The following is a 21,971-nucleotide window of genomic DNA, read 5'->3' as shown; positions in this document are numbered from 1 at the left end:
ATCCGATTGCGTAGTGGCAAGTGTACGCGCCCGCCTACCCGCAGGTCAGCCTCCGCGCGCGCCCGTCCTGCGTTTTCATTCAGTGCACCGGTCGCCTGAGCGTGCCGGTGCGCGCCGTCAGCCCGGCAGATCGCGCAGCTTCTTTTCCTGGTCGGTCAGGCTGCGGATGAAACCGGGATGGCGGAAAATGCGGTTGCCGTAGTCTTCGATCGACTTGCCGTCCTTGGGCAACGGCACGTCCAGCGACTGCAGGCGCCAGATGATCGGGGCCATCGCACAGTCGGCCAGGCTCATCTCCGGATTGAGGAAGAACTTGCTGGCCTTGAACAGCGGCACCGCGCTGGTCAGCAGCTCCTTCAGCCGCTTGCGACCGGCTTCGGCCTGGGTCTTGTTGCCCAGCTGGATGGCCTGAACCTGCGGCACCCAGTCGTGTTCGATGCGCAGCATCGCCAAGCGGATGCGTGCGCGCGACAGCGGATCGACCGGCATCAGCGGCGGGTGCGGGTAGCGCTCGTCCAGGTACTCGCTGACCACCGATGCCGCATACAGCACCAGTTCGCGCTCCACCAGGGTGGGCACGGAGTGGTACGGGTTGAGGTCGATCAGGTCCTCGGGCGGATTCTGCGGGTCGACCGGGACGAAGTCGTAGCTCACGCCCTTGGCAGCCAGTACCAGGCGCACGCGATGGCACAGCACATCGTCGTTCGAGGAAAACAGCGTCAAGGTGTTTCGCATGCGTACGCTCGCCGCCATCAAAGGCTCTCCAACGTCCGGTAACCGCCGGTCGTATCGGCGCCGCCAGCCCACTGCCAGCGGTCGTCACAGTACCCGAGTGTGCAACTGCCCATCACAAAAGCCAATAGGCCGATCGACCCCTGCCGGGGCCGATCCACGCTCGGGGCGCCTGGAGGCTCAGTGCACGTCCTTCCAGTATTCCTTCTTGAGCAGGTAGGCAAGGAACGTCAGCAGCGCCAGGAACAGGATCACCCAGACGCCCAGCTTCTGGCGCTTGAGCGCCGCCGGCTCACCGGCGTATTCCAGGAAGTTGGTGATGTCGCGCACTGTCTGGTCGTACTGCTGTGCATCCACGTTGCCCGGCTGCGCAATCTTCAGACCGGTCACCGGCGGGTCGGCGCCCGGGCTTTCCGGCTTGCCGTGCACCGCGTGCTGCAGGCCCTGCATCTCCCACAGCGGGTTGGGCATGGACGCATTCGGGAACAGGCTGTTGTTCCAGCCCAGGGGCCGCGACGGATCCACGTAGAACGACTTGAGGTAGGTGTACACCCAGTCGCTGCCGCGTACCCGGGCAATCAGGCTCAGGTCGGGCGGCATCTTGCCGAACCACTTTTCCGCCTGCGCCTTGGGCATGCTCACCGGGATCGGCTCGCCGATCGGGGTGCCGGTGAAGTTGAGGTTGTTCATCACCTCGTCCTCGCTCAGCCCGAGATCGGCGGCCATGCGCGAATAGCGCAGGTACTTCAGCGCGTGGCAGCCCGAGCAGTAGTTCATGTACAGCTGCGCACCACGCTGCAGCGAGGCCCGATCGCTCAGGTCGTTGCCGGCCTGCAGGGTCTTGCCGCCCTCGGCGGCACCGGCGATGGCACTGCTCAACATCAGGGCGGCCGCGCAGGCCAGCCGGACAATCCAGTGGTCAGTCATGCGTGGTCACCCGATCCGGTACCGGTTTGGTCCTGTCCAGCCTGGTCCATAGCGGCATGGTGATGAAGAAGGCGAAGTACAGGAAGGTCAGCACGCGGCCCACGTAGGTTTCGTGGGCGTCGGTGCCAGGGCCCGAGCCGATCACGCCCAGCCACACGAAGCACACCGCGAACACGCCCAGCAGCACCCGCGACAACCAGCCGCGGTAGCGGTAGGACTTGACCCGCGCGCGGTCCAGCCACGGCACCAGGAACAGGATCGCGATGGCCGAGAACATCACCAGCACGCCGCCCAGCTTGTTGGGCACCACCCGCAACATCGCGTAGTAAGGGGTGTAGTACCAGACCGGCTTGATGTGCTCCGGCGTGACCAGGCGGTTGGCCTCGGTGAAGTTGTCGTGTTCCAGGAACAGACCCCCGAAGGCCGGGGCGAAGAAGATGATGAAGGCGGCGATGATCAACAGGAACCCGGCGCCGACCCCATCCTTGAGCGTGTAATACGGATGGAACGGGATGCCATCGGTAGGCGCGGTGGCCGACCAGCGGTTGCCCTTGGGGCCCTTCTTGATCTCCACGCCGTCGGGATTGTTGGAGCCCACCTCGTGCAGCGCGCCCAGGTGCAGCACCACCAGCAGCAACAGCACCAGCGGCAGGGCGATCACGTGCAGGGCGAAGAAGCGGTTGAGGGTGGCGTCGCTGGGCAGGTAGTCGCCCATGATCCACTCGGTCAGCCCGGTCCCGATCACCGGGATCGCGCCGAACAGCGAAATGATCACCTTGGCGCCCCAGAACGACATCTGGCCCCAGGGCAGCACGTAGCCCATGAAGGCTTCGGCCATCAGCACCAGGTAGATCAGCATGCCCAGGATCCACACCAGTTCGCGCGGTTTCTGGTAACTGCCGTACAGCAGCCCGCGGAACATGTGCAGGTAGACCACGATGAAGAACAGCGAGGCCCCGGTGGAGTGCATGTAGCGGATCAGCCAGCCCCACTCCACGTCACGCATGATGTATTCGATGGAGGCGAACGCTTCGGCGGCGTTCGTTTTGTAATGCATCGTGAGGAAGATACCGGTCACGATCTGGTTGACCAGGATCAACAGTGCCAACGAGCCGAAGTAGTACCAGATGTTGAAGTTCTTCGGCGCGTAGTACTCGCTCACATGCTTGCGGTACACCGGCATCAGGCCCGGTGCGCGGGCATTGACCCAATCGGCGACGCCGGTGGCGGTGCGGGAAAGGATGTTGGCCATGATCAAGCCGCCCCCTGCGGATCAACGCCGATGATGATGGTGTTGTCGTCCTGGTAATGGTGCGGCGGCACCAGCAGGTTGATCGGTGCCGGAACATCCTTGAACACACGACCGGACATGTCGAAGCGCGACTTGTGGCATGGGCAGAAGTAACCGCCCTTCCACTGCGGGTCGTACGGCTCGGGGCGGATCTCGGCGACCATTTCCGGCGAGCAGCCCAGGTGGGTGCACAGCCCGACCAGCACCGACACGTCGGATTTGATCGACCGGAACTCCGGGTTCTGCTTGAGCACGTACTCGGGCTGCTGGTCCTTCTCGCCGGATGCTGGATCCTTCAGGCGATCATCCAAGCCATGCAGGGCCTCCAGGATGGCCTTGGAACGCTTGACGATCCAGATCGGCTGTCCACGCCACTCCATGACCAGTCGTTGGCCTTCCTGCAGGGCGCTGATATCGGCAATCACAGGGGCACCGGCCAATTTGGCGCGGGCACTGGGATTCCAGGACTTGATGAACGGTACCGCTGCAAATCCGACGCCGACTGCTCCGACCACCGCGGTGGTTGCTGAAAGAAATCGTCGACGTCCGGTGTTGACTGGATCGTTTACCCCATCGTTGGCCATCCGGCACTCCGATATTGATTTAGGTAGCTTGAGGCTGCCAGTGGACCGGTGGGGGCCAGTCCACATTGAATCTGCCGCGAGTGTAGCTGAACCGAAGTCGGCCACACAACGCGGTACTACGGAACGACATTACTGCAGGACATTACGCCATGAAGGGCCGCCAGCGCCATGGGCGCGGTGTTTCATTGGGTGGTGGCCTGCGCACCGCGGTAGCGATCGGCCAACTGGGCCACCCGCTTCACGTAGTACTGGGTTTCGCTGTAAGGCGGGACGCCACCATGGCGATCCACCGCGCCTTCGCCGGCGTTGTACCCGGCCGCAGCCAGGGTGAGGTTGCCATTGAAGCGCTTGAGCAGCCACGACAGGTACTGCACGCCGCCGCGGATGTTCTGCGCTGCGTCGTAGGAATCGGTGACGCCGAAACGCCGCGCCGTGGGCGGCATCAACTGCATCAGGCCCTGGGCGCCGGCACGGCTGAGCGCGGTCGGGTTGTAGGCCGATTCGGCATGGATGATCGCCCGCACCACCGCCTCTTCGACCCCGAACTCGCGCGCAGCAGCGGCGATCTCGGCCTGGAAGGCCGTGGTGTTGAGCCGGACCGAACCGAAGTTGACCCCCGGGTTGGCGCCGCAGGCGTAGCAGCGTTCGATGAAGCTGTAGTGGATGGTGCGCACCTGGCCAAGGCTGGCCAGCTGGGTGGGACGGGCGCTGGTGTAATGGCGCACCCCGTCCTTCATATAGGAATAGACCTGGCCGTTGACCACGCGACCGGCCTTGTTGGGCCGCGCGGCGGGCGCCGCCGGGGCGCTCAGCACGGTGGCCGGCTGGGCCGGGGCGCTGGCCGTCACTGCGGTGCCGGTGCTGGCGTGATCGGCGGCGGCCGGACTGGGGGCAGGTGTCGCAACGACCGCCGGGGCGGCCGGGGCCGGCGGCACATACCGGCGGGCGGCGCCCCGGTCGGGCCGGTAACTGCTGACCACGCTGCAGGACGCGCCCGAGACCCGCTTGCTGACATAGCTGGGGATGTTGTCGGCCCCGACGCACTTGTACAGGGTGCCCGCACTGGCCGGCAAAGCGGTCAGCGCAGCCAAGGCCAGCGCAGCGATCCCCAAGATCCCCTTCATGGCGGCGAGTGTCCCAAGTTAACGGAGCGTTGCCAAGTCTTTGACGCTCCACTGACGGACCGTCGCTCCCAACCCCGACGACCGTCACATCCCGGCCCGGCCCGGGCGCCCGGCGCCCTCCCCCCTTCCCCGCTACAATGGGCGGCTTACCAGCAGCCTTCCCGGCTGCCTGCCCGCCCACCCGACTGGAATAAGCGCCATGACCGGGACGCCAGCTTCGACCGCGCCGACTTCGGCCGGCTCCGCCTTGCCTGCCTCCGTTTCGCCCGATTCGCCCCGCCCCGACCTGATTCCCCTGCCCGGCACCCGGCCGAAGGTGGACGGCCCGGTGCGCGGCAAGCTCTATATCAAGACCCACGGGTGCCAGATGAACGAGTACGACTCGTCCAAGATGGCCGACGTGCTCGCCGCCGCCGAGGGCCTGGAGCTCACCGACGACCCGGCCGAGGCCGACGTGTTGTTGATGAACACCTGCTCGATCCGCGAAAAGGCCCAGGAGAAGGTGTTCAGCCAGCTGGGTTACTGGAAGGCGCTGAAGAACAACGGCCGGGGCGTGATCATCGGCGTGGGCGGCTGCGTGGCTTCGCAGGAAGGCGAGGCGATCATCAAGCGCGCCCCGCACGTGGACCTGGTGTTCGGCCCGCAGACCCTGCACCGCCTGCCCGAACTGATCCGGCAGCGGCGCGAATCGGGCAAGTCGCAGGTGGACATCAGCTTCCCGGAGATCGAGAAGTTCGACCGCCTGCCCGAGCCGCGCGCCGACGGTGGCTCGGCGTTCGTGTCGATCATGGAGGGCTGCTCCAAGTACTGCTCGTTCTGCGTGGTGCCCTACACCCGTGGCACCGAAGTGAGCCGTCCGTTCGAGGACGTGGTGGTGGAAGTGGCCCAGCTGGCCGCCCAGGGCGTGCGCGAGATCAACCTGCTCGGCCAGAACGTCAACGCCTACCGCGGGCCATACGGGGAAGGAGAGTTCGCCGATCTCGGCCTGCTGATCCGCACCATCGCCGAGATCGACGGGGTAGGCCGGATCCGCTTCACCACCTCGCACCCGCTGGAGTTCAGCGACTCGCTGGTGGATGCCTACCGCGACGTGCCGCAACTGGCCAACTTCCTGCACCTGCCGGTGCAGGCCGGCAGCGACCGGGTGCTGTCTGCGATGAAACGCGGCTACACCGCGCTGGAGTTCAAGGCCAAGATCCGCAAGCTGCGCGCGGTGCGCCCGGACATCTCGATCAGCTCGGACTTCATCGTCGGTTTCCCCGGCGAGACCGACGAGGATTTCGAGAAAACCATGAAGCTGATCGAGGACATCGGCTTCGACCACAGCTTCTCCTTCATCTATTCGCGCCGCCCGGGCACGCCCGCGGCCGACCTGGAAGACACCATCAGCGACGCCGAGAAGCACGCCCGGCTGTCGCGGCTGCAGGCGCGGATCAACGAACATGCCGCCGGCATCTCGGCGAAGATGGTCGGCACCGTGCAGACCGTGCTGGTGGAAGGTCCGTCCAAGCGCGATCCGAACGAGCTGACCGGCAAGACGGAGAACATGCGCTCGGTGAACTTCCCCGGCCACCCGCGCCTGGTGGGGCAGTTCGTCGACGTGGTGATCACCGAGGCGTACAGCAATTCGCTGCGTGCGCGGATGGTGACGGCGTAACAGCGTGCCGGCTGATGAAGGCGTGCCGACCAACGGTCGGCACCTACGCCACCGTTGATGCGTGTCCGCCGATACCGGTGGATAGCGCGGCGTGTCACATTGGCGTGTACGCAAGGCGTCGCTGGGACACGCCGTAGGTATCGCGCAACAGCCCCTCGATCGCCGCGCCCTCGGCACGCACCTTGCCATCTGCGCCGCCGCATTGCGCTTCCTCCGCGACGCCCCCTGCACCGCCCATCGTCGACCAACAGGCCAGCTCAAGCCGCTCGCGTCCGTTACGGTCATAGCGATAAACACGATACGCACTGCCCCCCTTGGTCAGCAGCACATGTTTGAAGCCCGCACGCCGCCCGGCCCCCGCAAGATCCTCGGCGTGCCCGCCGGGGATTTCGTCACCGTAGTGGACTACCTGCTGCAGCTTACCCGCGGCATCGTAGTCTTCCTGGCGCAACGCAAAACGCGAGCGCCATACGCGTTGGCGGGGCGCATGCGTGCCGGCCGCGAACACTTCCTCTACCCGCACGCCCTTGTCGTACACGTAGCTGCGCACCCGCGGATAGTCGGCCAGGTCGGCAAAGCCATCGCGTGCTGCCGACATCGGAATGTCCGCGTCAGGAAAGTCGTAGTAGACCTTGGCGTTGTATTGCGCCTCCACCTGCGGCCGCTCATGGTAGGGAGGCTGCGCATCGTAGGCAGCGAAGTCCTTCCGACGCGTGGACAGCGACGCGATACCACGGCCCTCGGCGATCCGCGCGCTGACGGTATTGTCGGCGGCATCAATCCCCTGTCGGGGTGGCAGCAAAAACGTCGCCGTACCGGTCCACCCCGCGTCGGAATATCCATCCGGATGCATCAGCGCCACGCCGCCGCCTTCCGGCAGCGAAGACGGGCGGGTACGCAGCAGGGCCAGCACGCTACCATCCTCGTTGTAGGTCACCCGCAGCGAATCCACCGTGTCCTCGCTCAGGTCCGCACACACCTTGCCAGGGTCCCAGCGCCCAACGCCAGCCGTGTCGATCGACCAGGTCATGCGCCCCTGGCTCTCATATCGCGCGCAATACAGCAGGCCGCTCTTGGGCACCAGCCAGGCAACGCCCGCCTGCGGCAGCACATCCGGACTGACCACATCCCGCGCCTCCAGGAGCCGCCCCGCCGTATCGTAGCGATAGGTCCGCACCGCGCCGACGAAGAAGTCTTTCGACCAGCGCTTGGCGGCTTCCGCACCAGGTGCCGCCGCATCAGCCTGTCTGGCCGCCCCGCTGTTCGTACGCGGCTGCCACCGCTCTTCCCTGCAGACGCGCCATCGTCCATCGCTGTGTTCACCATGGATGGCGGTGCCGCCTGCGGCGCCAAACCTCTCGCTGGACGGATCTTCCGGGGCTTGGGACACCTCGACGTCAGGCAGCACCGCGCGATTCTGGGCGTCCGTATCGAACGGGGAAACGCGGGTGGCGAATCCCTCTGTGTTGCCGGTGACAAACAATCTGGATTCGACTGTCGACGTGGCCACTGCCTGGGTGTCGCCCGCTTCACCTGTGCAGGCCGCGGCCAACGGTGCTGCCAGCAGGCCGGCGATAGCGAGTGCACTCGCGCGTACGGGCACGCTTTTGCTCCAACAACCATCATCCATGACGCTTCTCCGTTGCTATGCAGTTGCCTTCCGTGCAGGGCGCCGGAAGCTCCCCGCATGCGTGCACCGACGCCGAGCTACTTGGCGAATATCATCAACAGCAACACCATCAATCCACCCAGGGCAGCCTGCGCAGCGCCCACCGCAAGGGCGGCCATCGCGGCCACAATCGCGTAACCGACGAAGAACATGGCGGCCAGTCCCAGTATGTTCACCGCCAGCGCAAGCGTTGCAGAACGCCAGAACTGACGCCGACGGAAGAGGCTGATGGTGGCGAGCAGCATGCCTGTAAAGAATACGATCAGCTGTGAAAGCAGTATGACCAATACGCTGACCACGAGCCGTTCGCTGATGGATTCCCATTCAACGGCAAAGGCCGCGGCCGCCAGCCCAACCAGGCTCAACAGACCCAGAATAGACAGCGCCAGCGACCATATGGTCAGGCGTGAAAGAGGCGTATGGAGGACCGCTTTGTGCACCTCGGCGCCCGCGCCTTCCTCCCTGTCCAGGATGGATCTCACCTCCGGCAGCGGGCTCATTGTGCTACGCCGTAGCTGAGCTTCTCTACGTCGTAGTCGTAGTGCTTGGCCATGTACGCGTCGATCTGCGACAGCCCCTGAATCACCATCTTTCCGTCGGGCGATCCACAGCGATTGGCGACGTTCTTCATGTCGTAGATCAGCGCTTCTTCCTTGCTGCGCTTCGGCGTTGGGTCGGGCGTCCACCATGGAAAATGGCGGAGGGGTTTATTACTGGGGACGTCGTGCTGCCAGCAGACGAGAACCAGGCGCTCCTTGCCCGCTGTGTCGTAGTCGTAGACGCGGTAGCTGGCGTAGCCGGCGGTGGTGGGTGTGACCTTCAGCACACCACTTTCTGCATACCGTTTCAGGTCTGCCTCGTAGGCGTCCTGCGGTGCGGCACCGTATTGAACTACGCGGATCAGTTTGCCATTGCCACCGTACATCTCCTGACGATTCAGATCCAGGCTACGCCACTGCCGCTGGCGCGGCCTTCTGGAACCAGCGTCGAAGACTTCTGACACCGTCATTCCGCTTCGATGAGGGAAAATCCTGACCCTGGGGTAGCTCCCGATCGCAGCGAATCCCTTGTCTGTCACCGACAAGGGGACAGGTGAAACAGTGAACCGGTACTCAAGCGTCGAGCCGCCGGCATCGCCCCGCGCTGCGTACGAGGGCTGCGCGTCTGCTGCCGCGAATTCCAGATACGTTGTACTGAGGTCGGTCAGCTCATCTTTCGAATTGAAATGAACCTCCACGCGCGCTTGCTCGCCGGACGGAAGCCGTTCGGGCAGCCAAATGGACCCATAGCCACCGCCGCCGGGCTTTCGCTGGCTTTCGGAGGAATCGGCATCGTCCTCTCCGTAGTAGTTCAGCATGGCGCGCAGGGTTCCATCGGTGTTGTAGCGATACCGCTCAAGCGAATGCTCGCCTGCCTTGAGCTGGCCACACGAGAATGCCGGGTCCTTGCTGACACTAGGTCCCGGCAAGCCTGCAGACTGCACCAACCTGCCATCTTCGTAGCGGAAGCAATACAGGACGGATCGTGCAATGATCTTCAACGGGTACTTCGGGTTGAGCCTGTTGGCCTCAGGGGACATATACCTGTCCACCTCAATGAGATTATTGGACCCATCGTAGTAGAAGGCGGTTGCCGAGCTCATGTAGTAGTGCGGCAGCAACTTCACCAGCACGGGATGTCTTTCCTGTGCTGGCGTAGGCATGTACGCAATGGCCGCCACCCTTCCATCACTATCCCGAAGACGTTCGGGCTTCCCACCAAGGCTGTCTCTTACAACAGCGTTCAAGTTTCTACTCTTCCAGGTTTCCACCCGGCAGACCCCCTTACCGCCTCGCCCATCGTCTTCAGTGAATACAACACCCCCTCCCCATTGATCGAATTTTCCGGCCTTGAGCTCTTTCAGCGCGGGAGAAATGGCAGGCGGTGCCAGTCGACCACCCGGCAACAGGCGGGGAGTGGCGACACCGACGACGCCCTCTTGCCCATTACTGAATAGCAGGCTTACCCCGGTTGCAGGAGATGCCAGAGGGTCCAGGCTGTCGGTGCACGCAAGCGCGCGACCGCCAGAGCAGAGGGCACTTGCGATGACCAAGAGGGACAGCGGGGACTGCCTGGTTTTCATGTTTGCTCCGTGGGGCATTTCACGTCCAAGCGAGCAAGCGCCTGCAGGATGTCCAGCACCGCCCGTTCCTGGAACACCCGGCTCTGCCGCGCCTGCCCCAGCAGCCAGGTCCACGGCACCAGGCACAGGCGGTAGCGCGCCAGGCCGCCGTCGGACGCCACGCAGGCCGCCTCGCATACCACGCCGCTGCGCAGCACATCCTGTCCGCCGGTCTGTCGCGAGGACAACGTGGCGGCAATGCCCAGCCACGCATCCACGTCGAGCTGGGCGTCGTTGGCCAGCACGTCCACCCACCACTGGAAACCGTCGGACAGCTGTTCGTGGCCGCACCAGCGCTCGACCAGCAGCGCCTGGCCGTTGGCCAATGCCAGACGGTGCGGATGGCTGGCGCCGTCCAGCCCGGCGATGCCGGCGAACAGTGTGATTGCATCCTGCATCGTGCCCATCCATTGCAGCCGTCCGGCCGCGTGACCTGCCCAGCATCCATGGCGCACCCGGCCCGCCGGCATGGCGGCAGCACGCTGCACCTCCCACTCTGTCGCTACTGTCGAAACGCACGCCGCCGCATTATCTGCAGGCTCTCCCCGCCACACAGACGCACGCACCAATCTGCATGGAAGAAGAATATAGAGAATCGTCGCGGCCCGATATCCGGGGCAACTCTGACGATAATGTAGGAAAACCCCTACTCGCACGGAACGCAAGGACCTGAAGCGCCTCCGGATGTCTGCCTTGGCCCATCAACATAAACTAACGACATACTTCCGGCCGATTCCGCCACGCAGATTTCGTCACATTCCCAAGGCCCCCACCACGGCAGGCACCGGGTACAGCGCGCCAGTGCACGAGGGCGTGCCGCGTACAGGTCGGTCTGGCGCCGTGTCCGGTTCCTGAAGCGACCGGCCATTTTTTCACCAGCCCTTGTTCAACCTTGTCGCACAAGGGGCGGCGCGGGATATCCACAGCTTTGCCAACGACTCCCCCACACCCGGTGTGGACAAACGGCCCCGGTATGGCGGCTGCACGGGCTGCGCGCTACCCTGTAGACCCTTTCCCTGCTTGCGGCCGCGGTTCCCTGGATCGAAGGCTGCCAGACGCAATGACCGCACTCTCGCAACGCGATTTCACCCTCGCCCCCGAAGACAACGAACGCCTGGCCAATCTGGCCGGCCCGTTCGATGAGCACCTGCGCCAGATCGAACTCAAACTGGGCGTGGAAATCGCCAACCGCGGCCACGTGTTCCGCGTGACCGGCCCCCGGCGTGTAGCCGAGGAAGCGCAGATGCTGATCGAGGCGCTCTACGCCGAAGCGGCGGAGGTGACCTTCGACAATCACGCCATCCACCTGCGCCTGAACCAGGCCAACGTCGACCAGGTGGTCGAACGGGCCTACGAAGCGCAGGAAGTGACCATCAAGGTCAAGCGCGGCACGGTGCGTGGCCGCGGCGCCAACCAGGCGCGCTACCTGCACCAGATCACCACCCACGACATCAATTTCGGGATCGGCCCGGCCGGCACCGGCAAGACCTTCCTGGCCGTGGCCAGCGCGGTGGACGCGTTGAACGAGTCGCGCGTGCAGCGTCTGATTCTGGTGCGACCGGCGGTGGAAGCGGGCGAGAAGCTCGGCTTCCTGCCGGGTGATCTCAGCCAGAAAGTCGACCCGTACCTGCGCCCGCTGTACGACGCGCTGTATGAAATGCTGGGTGTGGAGAAAGTGCTGAAACTGCTGGAAAAGAATGTCATCGAAATCGCGCCGCTTGCGTACATGCGCGGCCGCACGCTCAACGATGCCTATGTGATTCTGGACGAAGCGCAGAACACCACCGTGGAGCAGATGAAAATGTTCCTGACCCGGCTGGGCTTCGGCTCCACCGCGGTGGTCACCGGCGACCTCACCCAGACCGACCTGCCCAAGCACGTGAAGTCCGGGCTGCGCGATGCCATCGAGGTGCTGCGCGAGGTGGACGGGGTCAGCTTCACCTTCTTCGAGGCCCGCGACGTGGTCCGTCACCCGCTGGTGGCGCGCATCGTCAGCGCCTACGACCGACGCGACCTGCAGCAGGTCAAACCCGGCGCGGAGTAGACGTCCAGGGCCGGGGCCCGAATCGCACACAAGGACGTGCCATGGTTCGTCTGTCGCTGCGGGTGCCCGACTTCCTGCTGGCCACCATCCGGACGCGGCAATCGCCGAGGCCACGCCGCCGGCGTCGATACGGGCGCGGCGGATGCCGCGCAGGCGGAGATCGGCCATGACGCCGACGACAGGAAGTCGCAGTGAAAGGCCACACGCGCGATACTGTGCCCTCCTGATTGATCTGAATTACCGGTATCGCCATGACCAAGGGCCCCGTCCGCCTCGATGTAGCCGTGAGCTACGCCCTGCCCCGCGCCGGGCTGCCCTCTGCGGTGAGCTTCCGCAAATGGGTGGCTGCCGCGCTCAAGGGCCGCATCCGTGAAGCCGACCTGGCCATCCGCCTGGTCGATGCCAAGGAAGGTCAATCGCTGAACCGGCACTACCGCGGCAAGGACTACGCCACCAACGTGCTCAGCTTCCCGGCCGACGTGCCCGAGGGCCTGCCCAAGGGCGTGAAGTTCCCGCTGCTGGGCGACCTTGTGATCTGCGCGCCGGTGGTGGCCCGCGAAGCGGCCGAGCAGGACAAGGCGCTCAATGCCCACTACGCGCACCTGACCGTGCACGGCGTGCTGCACCTGCTTGGCTGGGACCATGAGGACGACAAGGAAGCCGAGGCCATGGAGCAGCTGGAGCGCGACATCCTGGCTGAGCTGGGCATCGACGACCCCTACGCCAACGAGCAGTAAGCCGCGCCGCCCGGCTCCCCACGGATTCCAGATGACCGCTTTCAAGACCCTCTGCCTGGGCCTGTTGGCCCTGCTGCCCGCCACCGCATCGGCCGCCCCGCTGGACCTGGCCGCGCTGATCGAATGCCGCCGGGGCGTGGCCGACTACGCCGCCGTCGCCCCGGTGGTGGCCGACCCGCTCAAGGCGGTGGCCAATGGCCTGCAGCCGCTGCCGCAGGGCAACCAGTTCATGAACGAGTACCGGCTGGCCACGCCCCTGACGGTGTTCGGGCAGCGTACCGAGTACGTGGCGGTGGCCGGGGCGAGCATCATGGCCATCCTGGACCTGGCCGACCCGCGCCCCCTGGCGAAGACGCTGGCGCTGGAGGACGGGGTGGACACCCCGGACAAGTTCATGGCCGGACGGGAGCTTGTCAGCCGCGACGTGACCGACCCCAAGACCGGCGAACCGATGATCGAATCGATCATCCTGAGCCTGTCCACGGTCAAGACCCACCCGGGCAAGACCCTGGCCGGCTGCACCTACAGCCTGGACCTGCCCGCTGAGGAGGAGGCGCCGGTGCCGGCCCCCACCCCACCGGCCGCCTCGGTGAACGCGGCCCCGGCAGGCGGGCGCTGACAGCGGCCCGCATCCTGCTAGACTGAATCCAACGCCCGGTTCGCCGGGTGCCCTTTTTTCCAGAGATGTCTGAAGACGACAGTAGTAGCTCCACCCTGGAGCAGAACGAAAAGAAGCGCAGCTGGCTCGAACGCCTGACCTCTGCCTTCTCCGGCGAACCCCACACCCGCGACGAGCTGGTGGCGGTGCTGCACACCGCACACGCCGATGGGCTGATCGCTGCCGATACCCTGCGCATGATGGAGGGGGCGATTTCGGTCGCCGAACTCACCGTGGGCGACGTGATGATCTCGCGTTCGCAGATGGTGTCCCTGCCGGTCGAAGCGCCCTTCCTTGAACTGATGAAGCAGGTGGTCGAATCGGGCCACTCGCGCTTCCCGGTGCACGGCGACAACAAGGACGACATCCTTGGCGTGCTGCTGGCCAAGGACCTGCTGCGCGGCGTTGTTGCCGACAACGGCCCGGCCAACGTGCGCGAGCTGCTGCGCCCGGCGGTGCTGATCCCCGAAGCCAAGAAGCTCAATGTGTTGCTGAAGGAGTTCCGGCTCTCGCGCAACCACATGGCCATCGTGGTGGACGAGTACGGCGGTGTTTCCGGGCTGGTCACCATCGAGGACGTGCTGGAGCAGATCGTCGGTGAAATCGACGACGAGCACGACGAGGCCGAGGACCACACCGCGCAGATCGCCATCCAGGCCGACGGCCAGTATGTGGTGGACGCCCTGACCGCGATCGAGGACTTCAACGAGCGCTTCGGCGCCAGCTTCCCGGACGACGACTACGACACCATCGGTGGCCTGGTCACCGAGGCGATCGGCCACCTGCCCGAAACCGGCGACGAGCTCAGCCTGGACCGCTTCGTGTTCCGGGTGGCGCGTGCCGATGCCCGCCGCGTGCAGGCGTTCCATGTGACCGTGCTGCCGGCTGACACGAACAACGAGGATTGATCCACGCCATGCGGCCCCTGCTGAAGCGGTGGCCGTCGTGCCGCCTGTTGTTCCTGTACTGGATGCTGACCCTGGCCAGCCTGCCGTTCGCGGCGCTGGCCCAGGAGGCGACACCCGTCTCCCCAGCCGTGGCCGATGCCGTCGCCAACGCGCCGGCGGCACCGCGCATCGGCGTGGTCACCATGCAGCCCGGCGAGATCTTCTTCGAGCGCTTCGGTCACGACGCGCTGGTGGTGGTGGACCCGGTCACGGGCCAGGCCACCTCGTATAACTTCGGCTACTTCGATCCAAGCGAGACGGACTTCATCGGCCGCTTCGTGCGCGGCGAGATGATGTACTACCTGGTGGCGCTGCCGCTGGACGAAGACATGTCCTACTACCGCCAGAGCGGTCGTGGGGCCAGCATCCAGTGGCTGGACCTGGACCCGCAGCAGGCGCGCACGTTGGCCGCCTCGCTGGCCGAGCGCGCCAAGCCGGAGAACGCGCGCTACCACTACGATTACTACACCGCCAACTGCGCCACCATGGTCCGCGATGCGGTGGACCAGGCGCTCGGCGGCGGCCTGCATTCGCAGCTGTCCGGGCGATCGCGCGGCAACACCTACCGCAGTGAATCGGTGCGGCTGGCCTCGCCCTCGCCGTGGATGTGGCTGGGCTTCGACATCGGGCTCGGCCCGTTCGCCGACCAGCCGCTGTCGCGCTGGCAGGAGGCGTTCGTGCCGATGCGTCTGGCCGATGCGCTGCGCCAGTCGCGCAACAGCGACGGGCGCCCGCTGGTACAGGCCGAGCAGGAACTGCTGCCGCACCGCATCGCCCCGGAACCCACCGAATCTCCGCGCCGCTGGTGGCCTTGGCTGTTGTGCGGCCTACTGGTCGCCGCCGGGGTGTGTGCACTGCGCACCCGCCGACGCCTGCTGGGCGGCATCGCGCTGCCGCTGTGGCTGTTCTGCGGTATCGCCGGCGCGTTGCTGACCTATCTGTGGGGCTTCAGCGCGCACCAGGCCGCGTGGGCCAACCGCAACCTGCTGGTGCTGTCACCACTGTGCCTGCTGTTGCTGCCCGGCGCGATCACGCTGCTGCGTGGACGCACCCCGCGCGCGTGGTTCCGCTGCATGCTGTGGGCGGTGGCGCTGCTGGCGTCGCTGGGTCTGGTTCTGCACTGGCTGAGCCTGCAGGCGCAGGTCAACCTGCAGTGGATCGTGCTGCTGCTGCCGGTGCATCTGGCGCTGGCGTGGGCGCTGGGCCGTCGTGACGTACCTGTCACGGTCCGCTGACGCACGATGCCGCCCATGGAAAGCACCGCACCCGTGAACCCGCCCTGCGTCATCAACTGCGTGCACTACGATGACCAGGGCAAGCGCCATGACATCAGCCTGGACGCGATCAGCGATGTGATCGAAAGCGGCAACGGCTTTGTCTGGGTCGGCCTGTATGAGCCGGCCGACAGCGTGCTGCTGAAGCTGCAGGAAGAATTCTGCCTGCACTCGCTGGCCATCGAAGACGCCCGCAACGCGCACCAGCGGCCGAAGGTGGAGGCGTATGGCAACTCTCTGTTCGTGGTGGTCACCACCGCGCAGATGGTCGATGAGCGCATTGCCTACGGCGAAACCCACGCCTTCCTCGGCCCCCGCTTCCTGGTGACGGTCCGCCATGGGGCGTCGCTGTCCTATGCCGCCCCGCGCGCCCGGGTGGAGCGTGAGCCCGAGCTGCTGCGCACGATGGGGCCGTCGTACTGCCTGTATGCGGTACTGGACTTCGTGGTGGACAACTACCTGCCCATCACCCAGCGCTACCGCGACACGCTGGAGCTGCTGGAGAAAGACATTTTCTCGGACAGCTACAAGCGCCAGACGGTGGTACGGCTGTACGAACTGAAGCGCGAGCTCAACAAGATGCGCATGGCCGTGGCGCCGCTGCAGGACATGCTGGCGCAGATCAAGCGCTACCAGGGCGAGCTGGTACCGGACGAGGTCAAGCTGTACCTGCGCGACGTGCATGACCATGCGGTGCGGATCAGCGATGTGATCGACACCCTGCGCGAGATGCTGGGCACGGCGTTGAACGTGAACCTGTCGCTGGTGACGCTGGCGCAGGGCGAGACAGTGAAGCGACTCGGTGCGTGGGCGGCATTGCTGGCCGCGCCGACCCTGATCACCAGCTGGTATGGCATGAACTTCACCCACATGCCCGAGCTGGACCAGCCGTGGGCGTACCCGGCGATGATCATCGGCGTGGGCGCGATCTGCGTGGGGTTGTACCGGCTGTTCAAGCGGGTGCGCTGGCTCTGACGCGGGGGGTTGGTCGCGTGGGGGGTGCGGTGCTGGATTTACGCACTGGATGCTGGAATTCCTGGCAGCCGACCAACGGTCGGCTCTACCCGGTTGAGTGAGCCGACCAACGGTCGGCTCTAGCCGTTTGAGGGAGCCGACCAACGGTCGGCTCTACCCGGTTGAGTGAGCCCACCAACGGTCGGCTCTCCCCGTTTGAGGCATCCGACCGACGGTCGGCTCTACCAGTGTGATGTGGGTAGGTAGCGACCGTCGGTCGCTACGCCCCTCTGATCAAGCCACGTACACCGTTTTGATGTTCATGAACTCATGGATGCCGTGGTCGGCCAGTTCGCGGCCGAAGCCGGAGCGCTTGCTGCCGCCGAACGGCAGGCGGGGGTCGCTTTTGACGATGGCGTTGACGAACGCCGCGCCGCACTCGAGCTTCTTGGCGATCGCTTCGCCGCGCACCGCATCGGCGGTCCAGACGCTTCCCCCCAGACCGAAGGTGGTGTCGTTGGCCACGCGCAGCGCGTCGGCGTCGTCGCGCACGCGCAGGATGGCCGCGGCCGGGCCGAACAGCTCCTCGTCGTAGGCCGGCATGCCCGGGCCGACGTTGTCCAGGATGGTGGCCGGGTAGCCGGCATGGCTGCCGGCCACGGGCTCGCCGCCGAGCAGCAGCTTGGCGCCCTTGGCCACGCTGTCCTGCACCTGCGCATGCAGTTCATCACGCAGGTCGGCGCGGGCCATCGGGGCCAGCGTGGTGCCTTCGTCCTGCGGGTCACCGTAAACGCGCTGGGCAGCGGCGGCCACGAACTTTTCCACGAAGGCATCGGCGATGGCATCGACCACGATGAAGCGCTTGGCGGCGATGCAGGTCTGGCCACTGTTGTCGAACCGCGACTTCACCGCGGCGGCAACGGTCTTGTCGAGGTCGGCGTCTTCGAGCACCACGAACGCGTCGCTGCCGCCGAGTTCCATGACGCACTTCTTGAGCTGGTCACCGGCATTGGCGGCAATGGAGCGCCCTGCCCGTTCGCTGCCGGTCAGGGTGACGGCCTTGACCCGCTTGTCGCGCAGCACGTCGGCGGCCTGGTCGTTGTCGATGTGCAGGACGTCGAACACGCCGACGGGCAGGCCGCCGTCGCGGCATACGGCCAGGATCAGGTCGGCGCACTGCGGGACGTTGCTGGCATGCTTGAGCAGGGCGACGTTGCCGGCCATGAAGGCTGGCGCAAGGAAGCGGAACACCTGCCAGATCGGGAAGTTCCAGGGCATCACCGCGAACACGCAGCCGATGGGCTCGTAGCGCACGTAGCTGCGCTGGGCCTCGGTGTCGATCAGCTGCGGCTTGAGGTAGTCGGCGGCATGGTCGGCGTAGAACTCGCAGGCCTGCGCGCACTTTTCCACTTCGGCCAGGGCTTCGGCCTTGAGCTTGCCCATCTCCGTGGTCATGGCCCGCTGGATCTCATCCTTGCGGGTCCGCAGCTGCGCGGCAATGCCACGCAGGATGACGCTGCGCGCCTGCAGCGACTGGCCCGACCAGGCGGGAAACGCGCCTGCCGCAGCGGCCAGGCGCTGCTCGATCTGGGCGGCATCAAGCAGTTCGTGGCGGTAGGTGACCTGGCCGGTGGCGGGGTTGACGATTTCAACGGTCATCGTGGTACTCCGGAAGACAGTGCATCATTCTGCGCCCGGGGGTGTGATCCGGATGTTGCCGGGGTTGGCGGGGAGCCGGGGGTTGGGTTGCGACATGGCGTCGCAGGTTGGAGCCGAAGCGTTAGCAGTCGCTTCTTCCGGGCGGGCACGGTGAGGGTGAGTTGCCGGGGGCACGCTGCAAGTCCCGCTCCGCGGCCCAGCCCAGCCGCTGGCGGCTGTGCGTTCAGTCGCATGCGAGGCAGTGCCTCGCAAACAATGCGCCTTCACCCATGTAAGCTCCGTCGCCGCATCCATGCGGCTCAGGGCCCCGTCAACCCACCCTCACCATGCCTGGACAGTGTGTCGGTTGCCGAACCAAGAGCAAGAGCCGGCCGACCGCTTTGATTGAGAAGAGCAGCCGGGCAGAGCCCGGCTCTACGCGGTGCAACGCGGCAACTGCCATGCGCCGTTGCCCTGCGCCTTCAACAAAAGGGCAAACAACCTGCCGGGCGTCGGCGTGGGTGGGTTGGCGGGACCGTTGGGCGCCATGGATGGCGCCCACGAGCTACAGGGATGTACTTGCGGCGTGTCCCGCCAACCCACCCACGCCGACGCCACCCCAGACCCTGCCCCTCTGTTGCTGTTGCTGTTGCCGTTGCCTCAACCCTTGTCCTGCAACGCCATCTGCATGTCGCGCTGGCGGCGCTTCTCGCCGCGGGCCGTCACGAACCACCCCACCACCGCCGCGAGCGACACCGCCAGCACCATCAGCGTCGCCAATGCATTGATCTCCGGCTTGATCCCCATCCGCACCGACGCGAACACCTTCATCGGCAGCGTCGTCGAACTCGGACCCGCCACGAAACTGGCGATCACCACATCGTCCAGCGACAGCGTAAACGCCAACAGCCAGCCGGCCACCAGCGCCGGCGCGATGATCGGCAGCGTGATCTGCAGAAACACCTTCAACCGCCCCGCCCCCAGATCCATCGCCGCCTCCTCCAGCGACCGGTCCAGCTCCTGCAGCCGCGACGACACCACCACCGTCACGAACGACAGCGTGAACGTTACATGCGCGATCCAGATGCTGGTTACCCCGCGTGCCGGAAAACCGGGAATCCCGCCCATCGCCACCAGCAGCGTCATCAGCGAGAAGCCCAGGATCACTTCCGGCATCACCAGCGGCGCGGTGATCAGCGCACCGAACATCGTCTTGCCCGGGAAACGCTTGAAGCGCGTCATCACCATCGCCGCCATCGTGCCCAGCACCGTGGACGCACAGGCCGTCCAGAACGCCACCTTCAGGCTGATCCACAGCGCATCCAGAATCTGCCGGTTGTTGAACAGCTCCCCATACCAGCGCGTGGAAAAGCCCGACCACACCGTGGCCAGCTTGGATTCGTTGAAGGAGTAGATCATCAACAGCAGGATCGGCAGGTACAGGAAGCCGAAGCCCAGCCCCAGCACCGACCAGCCCAGCCAGCGGTTGCCGCGCACCATGCTCATGCCAGCTTTCCTTCCAGCTCACGCTGCTGGACACGGTTGAACAGCAGGATCGGCACCAGCAGCAACAGCAGCATCACGATCGCCACCGCCGAGGCCGTTGGCCAGTCGCGGTTGTTGAAGAACTCGCCCCACAGCACCCGCCCGATCATCAGCGTGTCCGGACCGCCCAGCATCTCGGGAATCACGAACTCGCCCACCGCCGGGATCATCACCAGCATGCAGCCGGCGATGATGCCGGTGCGCGACAACGGCAGGGTGATCCGCAGGAACGCCTGCCACGGCCGGGCGCCCAGGTCGTAGGCCGCCTCCAGCAGCCGGTTGTCCAGTTTGACCAGGTTCGCGTACAGCGGCAGCACCATGAACGGCAGGTAGCAGTAGACGATGCCGATGTAGGCGGCGGTCGGCGTGTACAGGATCTGCAGCGGCGCATCGATCACGCCAAGCTTGAGCAGCAGCTGGTTCAGCAGCCCGTTGCGGTCCAGGATGCCGATCCACGCGTACACGCGGATCAGGAACGAGGTCCACGACGGCAGCACCACCAGCATCATCGCCACGTTGCGCGCGGCCGGTGACATCCGCGAAATCACGTAGGCCATCGGGTAGCCTATCAGCAGCGTGAACAGCGTGGCGATCACCGCGATCTTGATCGAACTCAGGTAGGCCAGCACGTACTGGCTGTCCTTCACCAGCGCCGCGTAGTTGCCCAGGTTGAGCTTCAGCGAAAACGCCCCGTCCACGTATTCCAGCAGCCATGTGTAGGGCGGCGAGCCCACCTGCGTGCGCGCGAACGAGATCATCAGGATGATCACGAACGGCACCGCGAAGAACAGCAGCAGCCACAGGTAGGGCGCGGCGATCACACCACCGCGGGTGCCGGGGAGCCAGCGCTTCCAGACGGCGGCGTTCATGCGGTGAGCACCACGCCGTCGTTGTCGCGCCAGCACACCCACACGCTGTCGCCCCAGGTCAGCCCGTCGCTGGCCCAGCGCTGCGAATTGGCGAAGTTGGACAGGACCTTGGCCCCGCTGGGCAGGCGCACGTGGTACACCGAATGGCTACCGAAGTAGGCGATCTCCTCGATCACCCCCTGCGCCTTGTTGGTGTCCCCGGCCGGCTCGTCCTTGCCGATCATCACCTTCTCCGGGCGCAGCGCGAACGCCACCGGCTGGCCTTCGTAGCCGGTGATACCGTGGGCCACGTAGATCGGCGCCGGAAACAGCGGCGTGCGCACAGTGACGTACTCCGGCAGATCCTCGTCGATGACCCCGTCGAACAGGTTCACCGAGCCGATGAACTCGGCCACGAAGCGGTTGGCCGGCTGCTCGTAGATTTCATCGGGCTTACCCACCTGCTGGATCCAGCCGGCGTCCATCACCGCGAGGCGGGTGGCCATGGTCATCGCCTCTTCCTGGTCGTGGGTGACCATCACGCAGGTCACGCCCGAGGTTTCGATGATGTTGACCAGCTCCAGCTGCATCTGCGAGCGCAGCTTCTTGTCCAGCGCGCCCATCGGTTCGTCCAGCAGCAGCAGCTTGGGCCCCTTGGCCAGCGACCGCGCCAGCGCCACGCGCTGCTGCTGGCCACCCGACAGCTGGTGCGGCTTGCGCTTGGCCAGCCTGCCCAGCTGCACCAGCTCCAGCATTTCGCCCACGCGGGTGCGGATCGCATCGCGGGCCAGGCCGTCCTGTTTCAGCCCGAAGGCGATGTTCTGTTCCACCGTCATGTGCGGGAACAGCGCGTAGGACTGGAACATCATGTTGATCGGCCGCTGGTAGGGCGGCAGGTCGTTGATGCGCTGGCCATCCAGCTCGATGCTGCCCTTGGTAGGCGTTTCAAACCCCCCCAGGCAGCGCAGCAGCGTGGATTTGCCACTGCCCGAGCCGCCGAGCAGGGCGAAGATCTCACCCTTGCGCACGTCCAGGCTGACATCGTCGAGCGCGACGAAGCCGTCGAATTCCTTGCGCAGCGCGCGGATGGACAGATAGCCCGGCTCGAGGACCGGCACGACCTCGCCTTCCGGCTTGGCATCAAATGGCATGGGGGGCGGCTCCAGGAGCGGCAGCGGACG

20 protein-coding genes are annotated in these 21,971 nt (G+C 65.6%); 7 read left to right on the top strand and 13 right to left on the bottom strand.

Annotated features, from left to right (window positions below):
- Nucleotides 1-117 precede the first annotated feature (117 nt).
- From GQ674_RS05985 to GQ674_RS05965, 5 genes are all read right to left on the bottom strand, one after another.
- Nucleotides 118-753 (bottom strand): glutathione S-transferase N-terminal domain-containing protein, encoded by a 636-nt coding sequence (locus GQ674_RS05985; protein ID WP_038689276.1) that lies wholly within the window; start codon nt 751-753, stop codon nt 118-120.
- Nucleotides 754-912: 159 nt separating this feature from the next.
- Nucleotides 913-1,614: a cytochrome c1 gene (locus GQ674_RS05980; RefSeq protein WP_236546278.1), complete on the bottom strand. Its 702-nt coding sequence runs from the start codon at nt 1,612-1,614 to the stop codon at nt 913-915.
- Between the two features lie 37 nt (nt 1,615-1,651).
- A complete protein-coding gene (locus tag GQ674_RS05975; RefSeq protein ID WP_038689279.1) occupies nt 1,652-2,911 on the bottom strand; it encodes a cytochrome bc complex cytochrome b subunit in 1,260 nt (419 codons plus the stop codon).
- Between the two features lie 2 nt (nt 2,912-2,913).
- Nucleotides 2,914-3,534, bottom strand: a complete 621-nt coding sequence (gene petA / locus GQ674_RS05970; RefSeq protein ID WP_159496349.1) for a ubiquinol-cytochrome c reductase iron-sulfur subunit — start codon at nt 3,532-3,534, stop codon at nt 2,914-2,916.
- Between the two features lie 182 nt (nt 3,535-3,716).
- Nucleotides 3,717-4,658, bottom strand: a complete 942-nt coding sequence (locus tag GQ674_RS05965) for a lytic transglycosylase domain-containing protein (protein ID WP_159496348.1) — start codon at nt 4,656-4,658, stop codon at nt 3,717-3,719.
- A 199-nt stretch (nt 4,659-4,857) separates the two neighbouring features.
- On the opposite strand from GQ674_RS05965, the gene miaB reads away from it, so the two are divergent.
- Entirely contained in the window at nt 4,858-6,315 is a 1,458-nt protein-coding gene (gene miaB, locus GQ674_RS05960; RefSeq protein WP_159496347.1) for a tRNA (N6-isopentenyl adenosine(37)-C2)-methylthiotransferase MiaB, read from the top strand.
- 94 nt (nt 6,316-6,409) lie between these two features.
- Here miaB and GQ674_RS05955 read toward each other — a convergent pair whose 3' ends face one another.
- The 4 genes from GQ674_RS05955 to GQ674_RS05940 form a co-directional block, all read right to left on the bottom strand.
- Nucleotides 6,410-7,945 (bottom strand): hypothetical protein, encoded by a 1,536-nt coding sequence (locus GQ674_RS05955; RefSeq protein ID WP_159496346.1) that lies wholly within the window; start codon nt 7,943-7,945, stop codon nt 6,410-6,412.
- Between the two features lie 77 nt (nt 7,946-8,022).
- The gene (locus GQ674_RS05950) at nt 8,023-8,484 is read right to left on the bottom strand and encodes a hypothetical protein (RefSeq protein WP_159496345.1); all 462 of its coding nucleotides are present in this window, start codon (nt 8,482-8,484) and stop codon (nt 8,023-8,025) included.
- The gene (locus GQ674_RS05945) at nt 8,481-10,106 is read right to left on the bottom strand and encodes a hypothetical protein (protein WP_236546204.1); all 1,626 of its coding nucleotides are present in this window, start codon (nt 10,104-10,106) and stop codon (nt 8,481-8,483) included. Before GQ674_RS05945 ends, GQ674_RS05950 begins: the two co-directional genes overlap by 4 nt.
- Nucleotides 10,103-10,543: a contractile injection system protein, VgrG/Pvc8 family gene (locus tag GQ674_RS05940; RefSeq protein ID WP_159496344.1), complete on the bottom strand. Its 441-nt coding sequence runs from the start codon at nt 10,541-10,543 to the stop codon at nt 10,103-10,105. Before GQ674_RS05940 ends, GQ674_RS05945 begins: the two co-directional genes overlap by 4 nt.
- Before the next feature lie 662 nt (nt 10,544-11,205).
- On the opposite strand from GQ674_RS05940, the gene GQ674_RS05935 reads away from it, so the two are divergent.
- The 6 genes from GQ674_RS05935 (at nt 11,206) to GQ674_RS05910 (ending at nt 16,780) form a co-directional block, all read left to right on the top strand.
- Nucleotides 11,206-12,189: a PhoH family protein gene (locus GQ674_RS05935; protein WP_128095418.1), complete on the top strand. Its 984-nt coding sequence runs from the start codon at nt 11,206-11,208 to the stop codon at nt 12,187-12,189.
- A 251-nt stretch (nt 12,190-12,440) separates the two neighbouring features.
- Nucleotides 12,441-12,926: an rRNA maturation RNase YbeY gene (gene ybeY, locus GQ674_RS05930; protein WP_159496343.1), complete on the top strand. Its 486-nt coding sequence runs from the start codon at nt 12,441-12,443 to the stop codon at nt 12,924-12,926.
- 31 nt (nt 12,927-12,957) lie between these two features.
- The gene (locus tag GQ674_RS05925; protein ID WP_159496342.1) at nt 12,958-13,545 is read left to right on the top strand and encodes a hypothetical protein; all 588 of its coding nucleotides are present in this window, start codon (nt 12,958-12,960) and stop codon (nt 13,543-13,545) included.
- 65 nt (nt 13,546-13,610) lie between these two features.
- Nucleotides 13,611-14,492 carry a transporter associated domain-containing protein gene (locus tag GQ674_RS05920; protein WP_159496341.1) on the top strand — a complete coding sequence of 294 codons (882 nt, stop codon included), beginning with the start codon at nt 13,611-13,613 and terminating at the stop codon, nt 14,490-14,492.
- An 8-nt stretch (nt 14,493-14,500) separates the two neighbouring features.
- On the top strand, nt 14,501-15,766 hold the full coding sequence (locus tag GQ674_RS05915; RefSeq protein ID WP_159496340.1) for a DUF4105 domain-containing protein: 1,266 nt from the start codon (nt 14,501-14,503) through the stop codon (nt 15,764-15,766).
- 15 nt (nt 15,767-15,781) lie between these two features.
- Nucleotides 15,782-16,780, top strand: coding sequence for a magnesium and cobalt transport protein CorA (locus GQ674_RS05910; protein WP_128096023.1), 999 nt, complete (start codon nt 15,782-15,784; stop codon nt 16,778-16,780).
- A gap of 273 nt (nt 16,781-17,053) precedes the next feature.
- Here the strand turns inward: GQ674_RS05910 and GQ674_RS05905 are convergent, their stop codons facing one another.
- The 4 genes from GQ674_RS05905 to potA form a co-directional block, all read right to left on the bottom strand.
- The gene (locus GQ674_RS05905; protein ID WP_159496339.1) at nt 17,054-18,418 is read right to left on the bottom strand and encodes an NAD-dependent succinate-semialdehyde dehydrogenase; all 1,365 of its coding nucleotides are present in this window, start codon (nt 18,416-18,418) and stop codon (nt 17,054-17,056) included.
- A gap of 639 nt (nt 18,419-19,057) precedes the next feature.
- Nucleotides 19,058-19,903, bottom strand: coding sequence for an ABC transporter permease subunit (locus tag GQ674_RS05900; RefSeq protein WP_159496338.1), 846 nt, complete (start codon nt 19,901-19,903; stop codon nt 19,058-19,060).
- On the bottom strand, nt 19,900-20,811 hold the full coding sequence (locus tag GQ674_RS05895; RefSeq protein ID WP_159496337.1) for an ABC transporter permease subunit: 912 nt from the start codon (nt 20,809-20,811) through the stop codon (nt 19,900-19,902). The genes GQ674_RS05900 and GQ674_RS05895 overlap by 4 nt, the downstream gene beginning before the upstream one ends.
- The gene (gene potA, locus GQ674_RS05890) at nt 20,808-21,941 is read right to left on the bottom strand and encodes a polyamine ABC transporter ATP-binding protein (protein WP_159496336.1); all 1,134 of its coding nucleotides are present in this window, start codon (nt 21,939-21,941) and stop codon (nt 20,808-20,810) included. Before potA ends, GQ674_RS05895 begins: the two co-directional genes overlap by 4 nt.
- Between the last annotated feature and the right edge of the window lie 30 nt (nt 21,942-21,971).

The organism is Stenotrophomonas sp. 364 (assembly GCF_009832905.1).
Classification (GTDB): Bacteria; Pseudomonadota; Gammaproteobacteria; order Xanthomonadales; family Xanthomonadaceae; genus Stenotrophomonas; species Stenotrophomonas maltophilia_AP.
The sequence above is the reverse complement of the archived record's forward strand: the minus strand, read 5'-3'. Positions and strand labels throughout refer to the sequence as shown.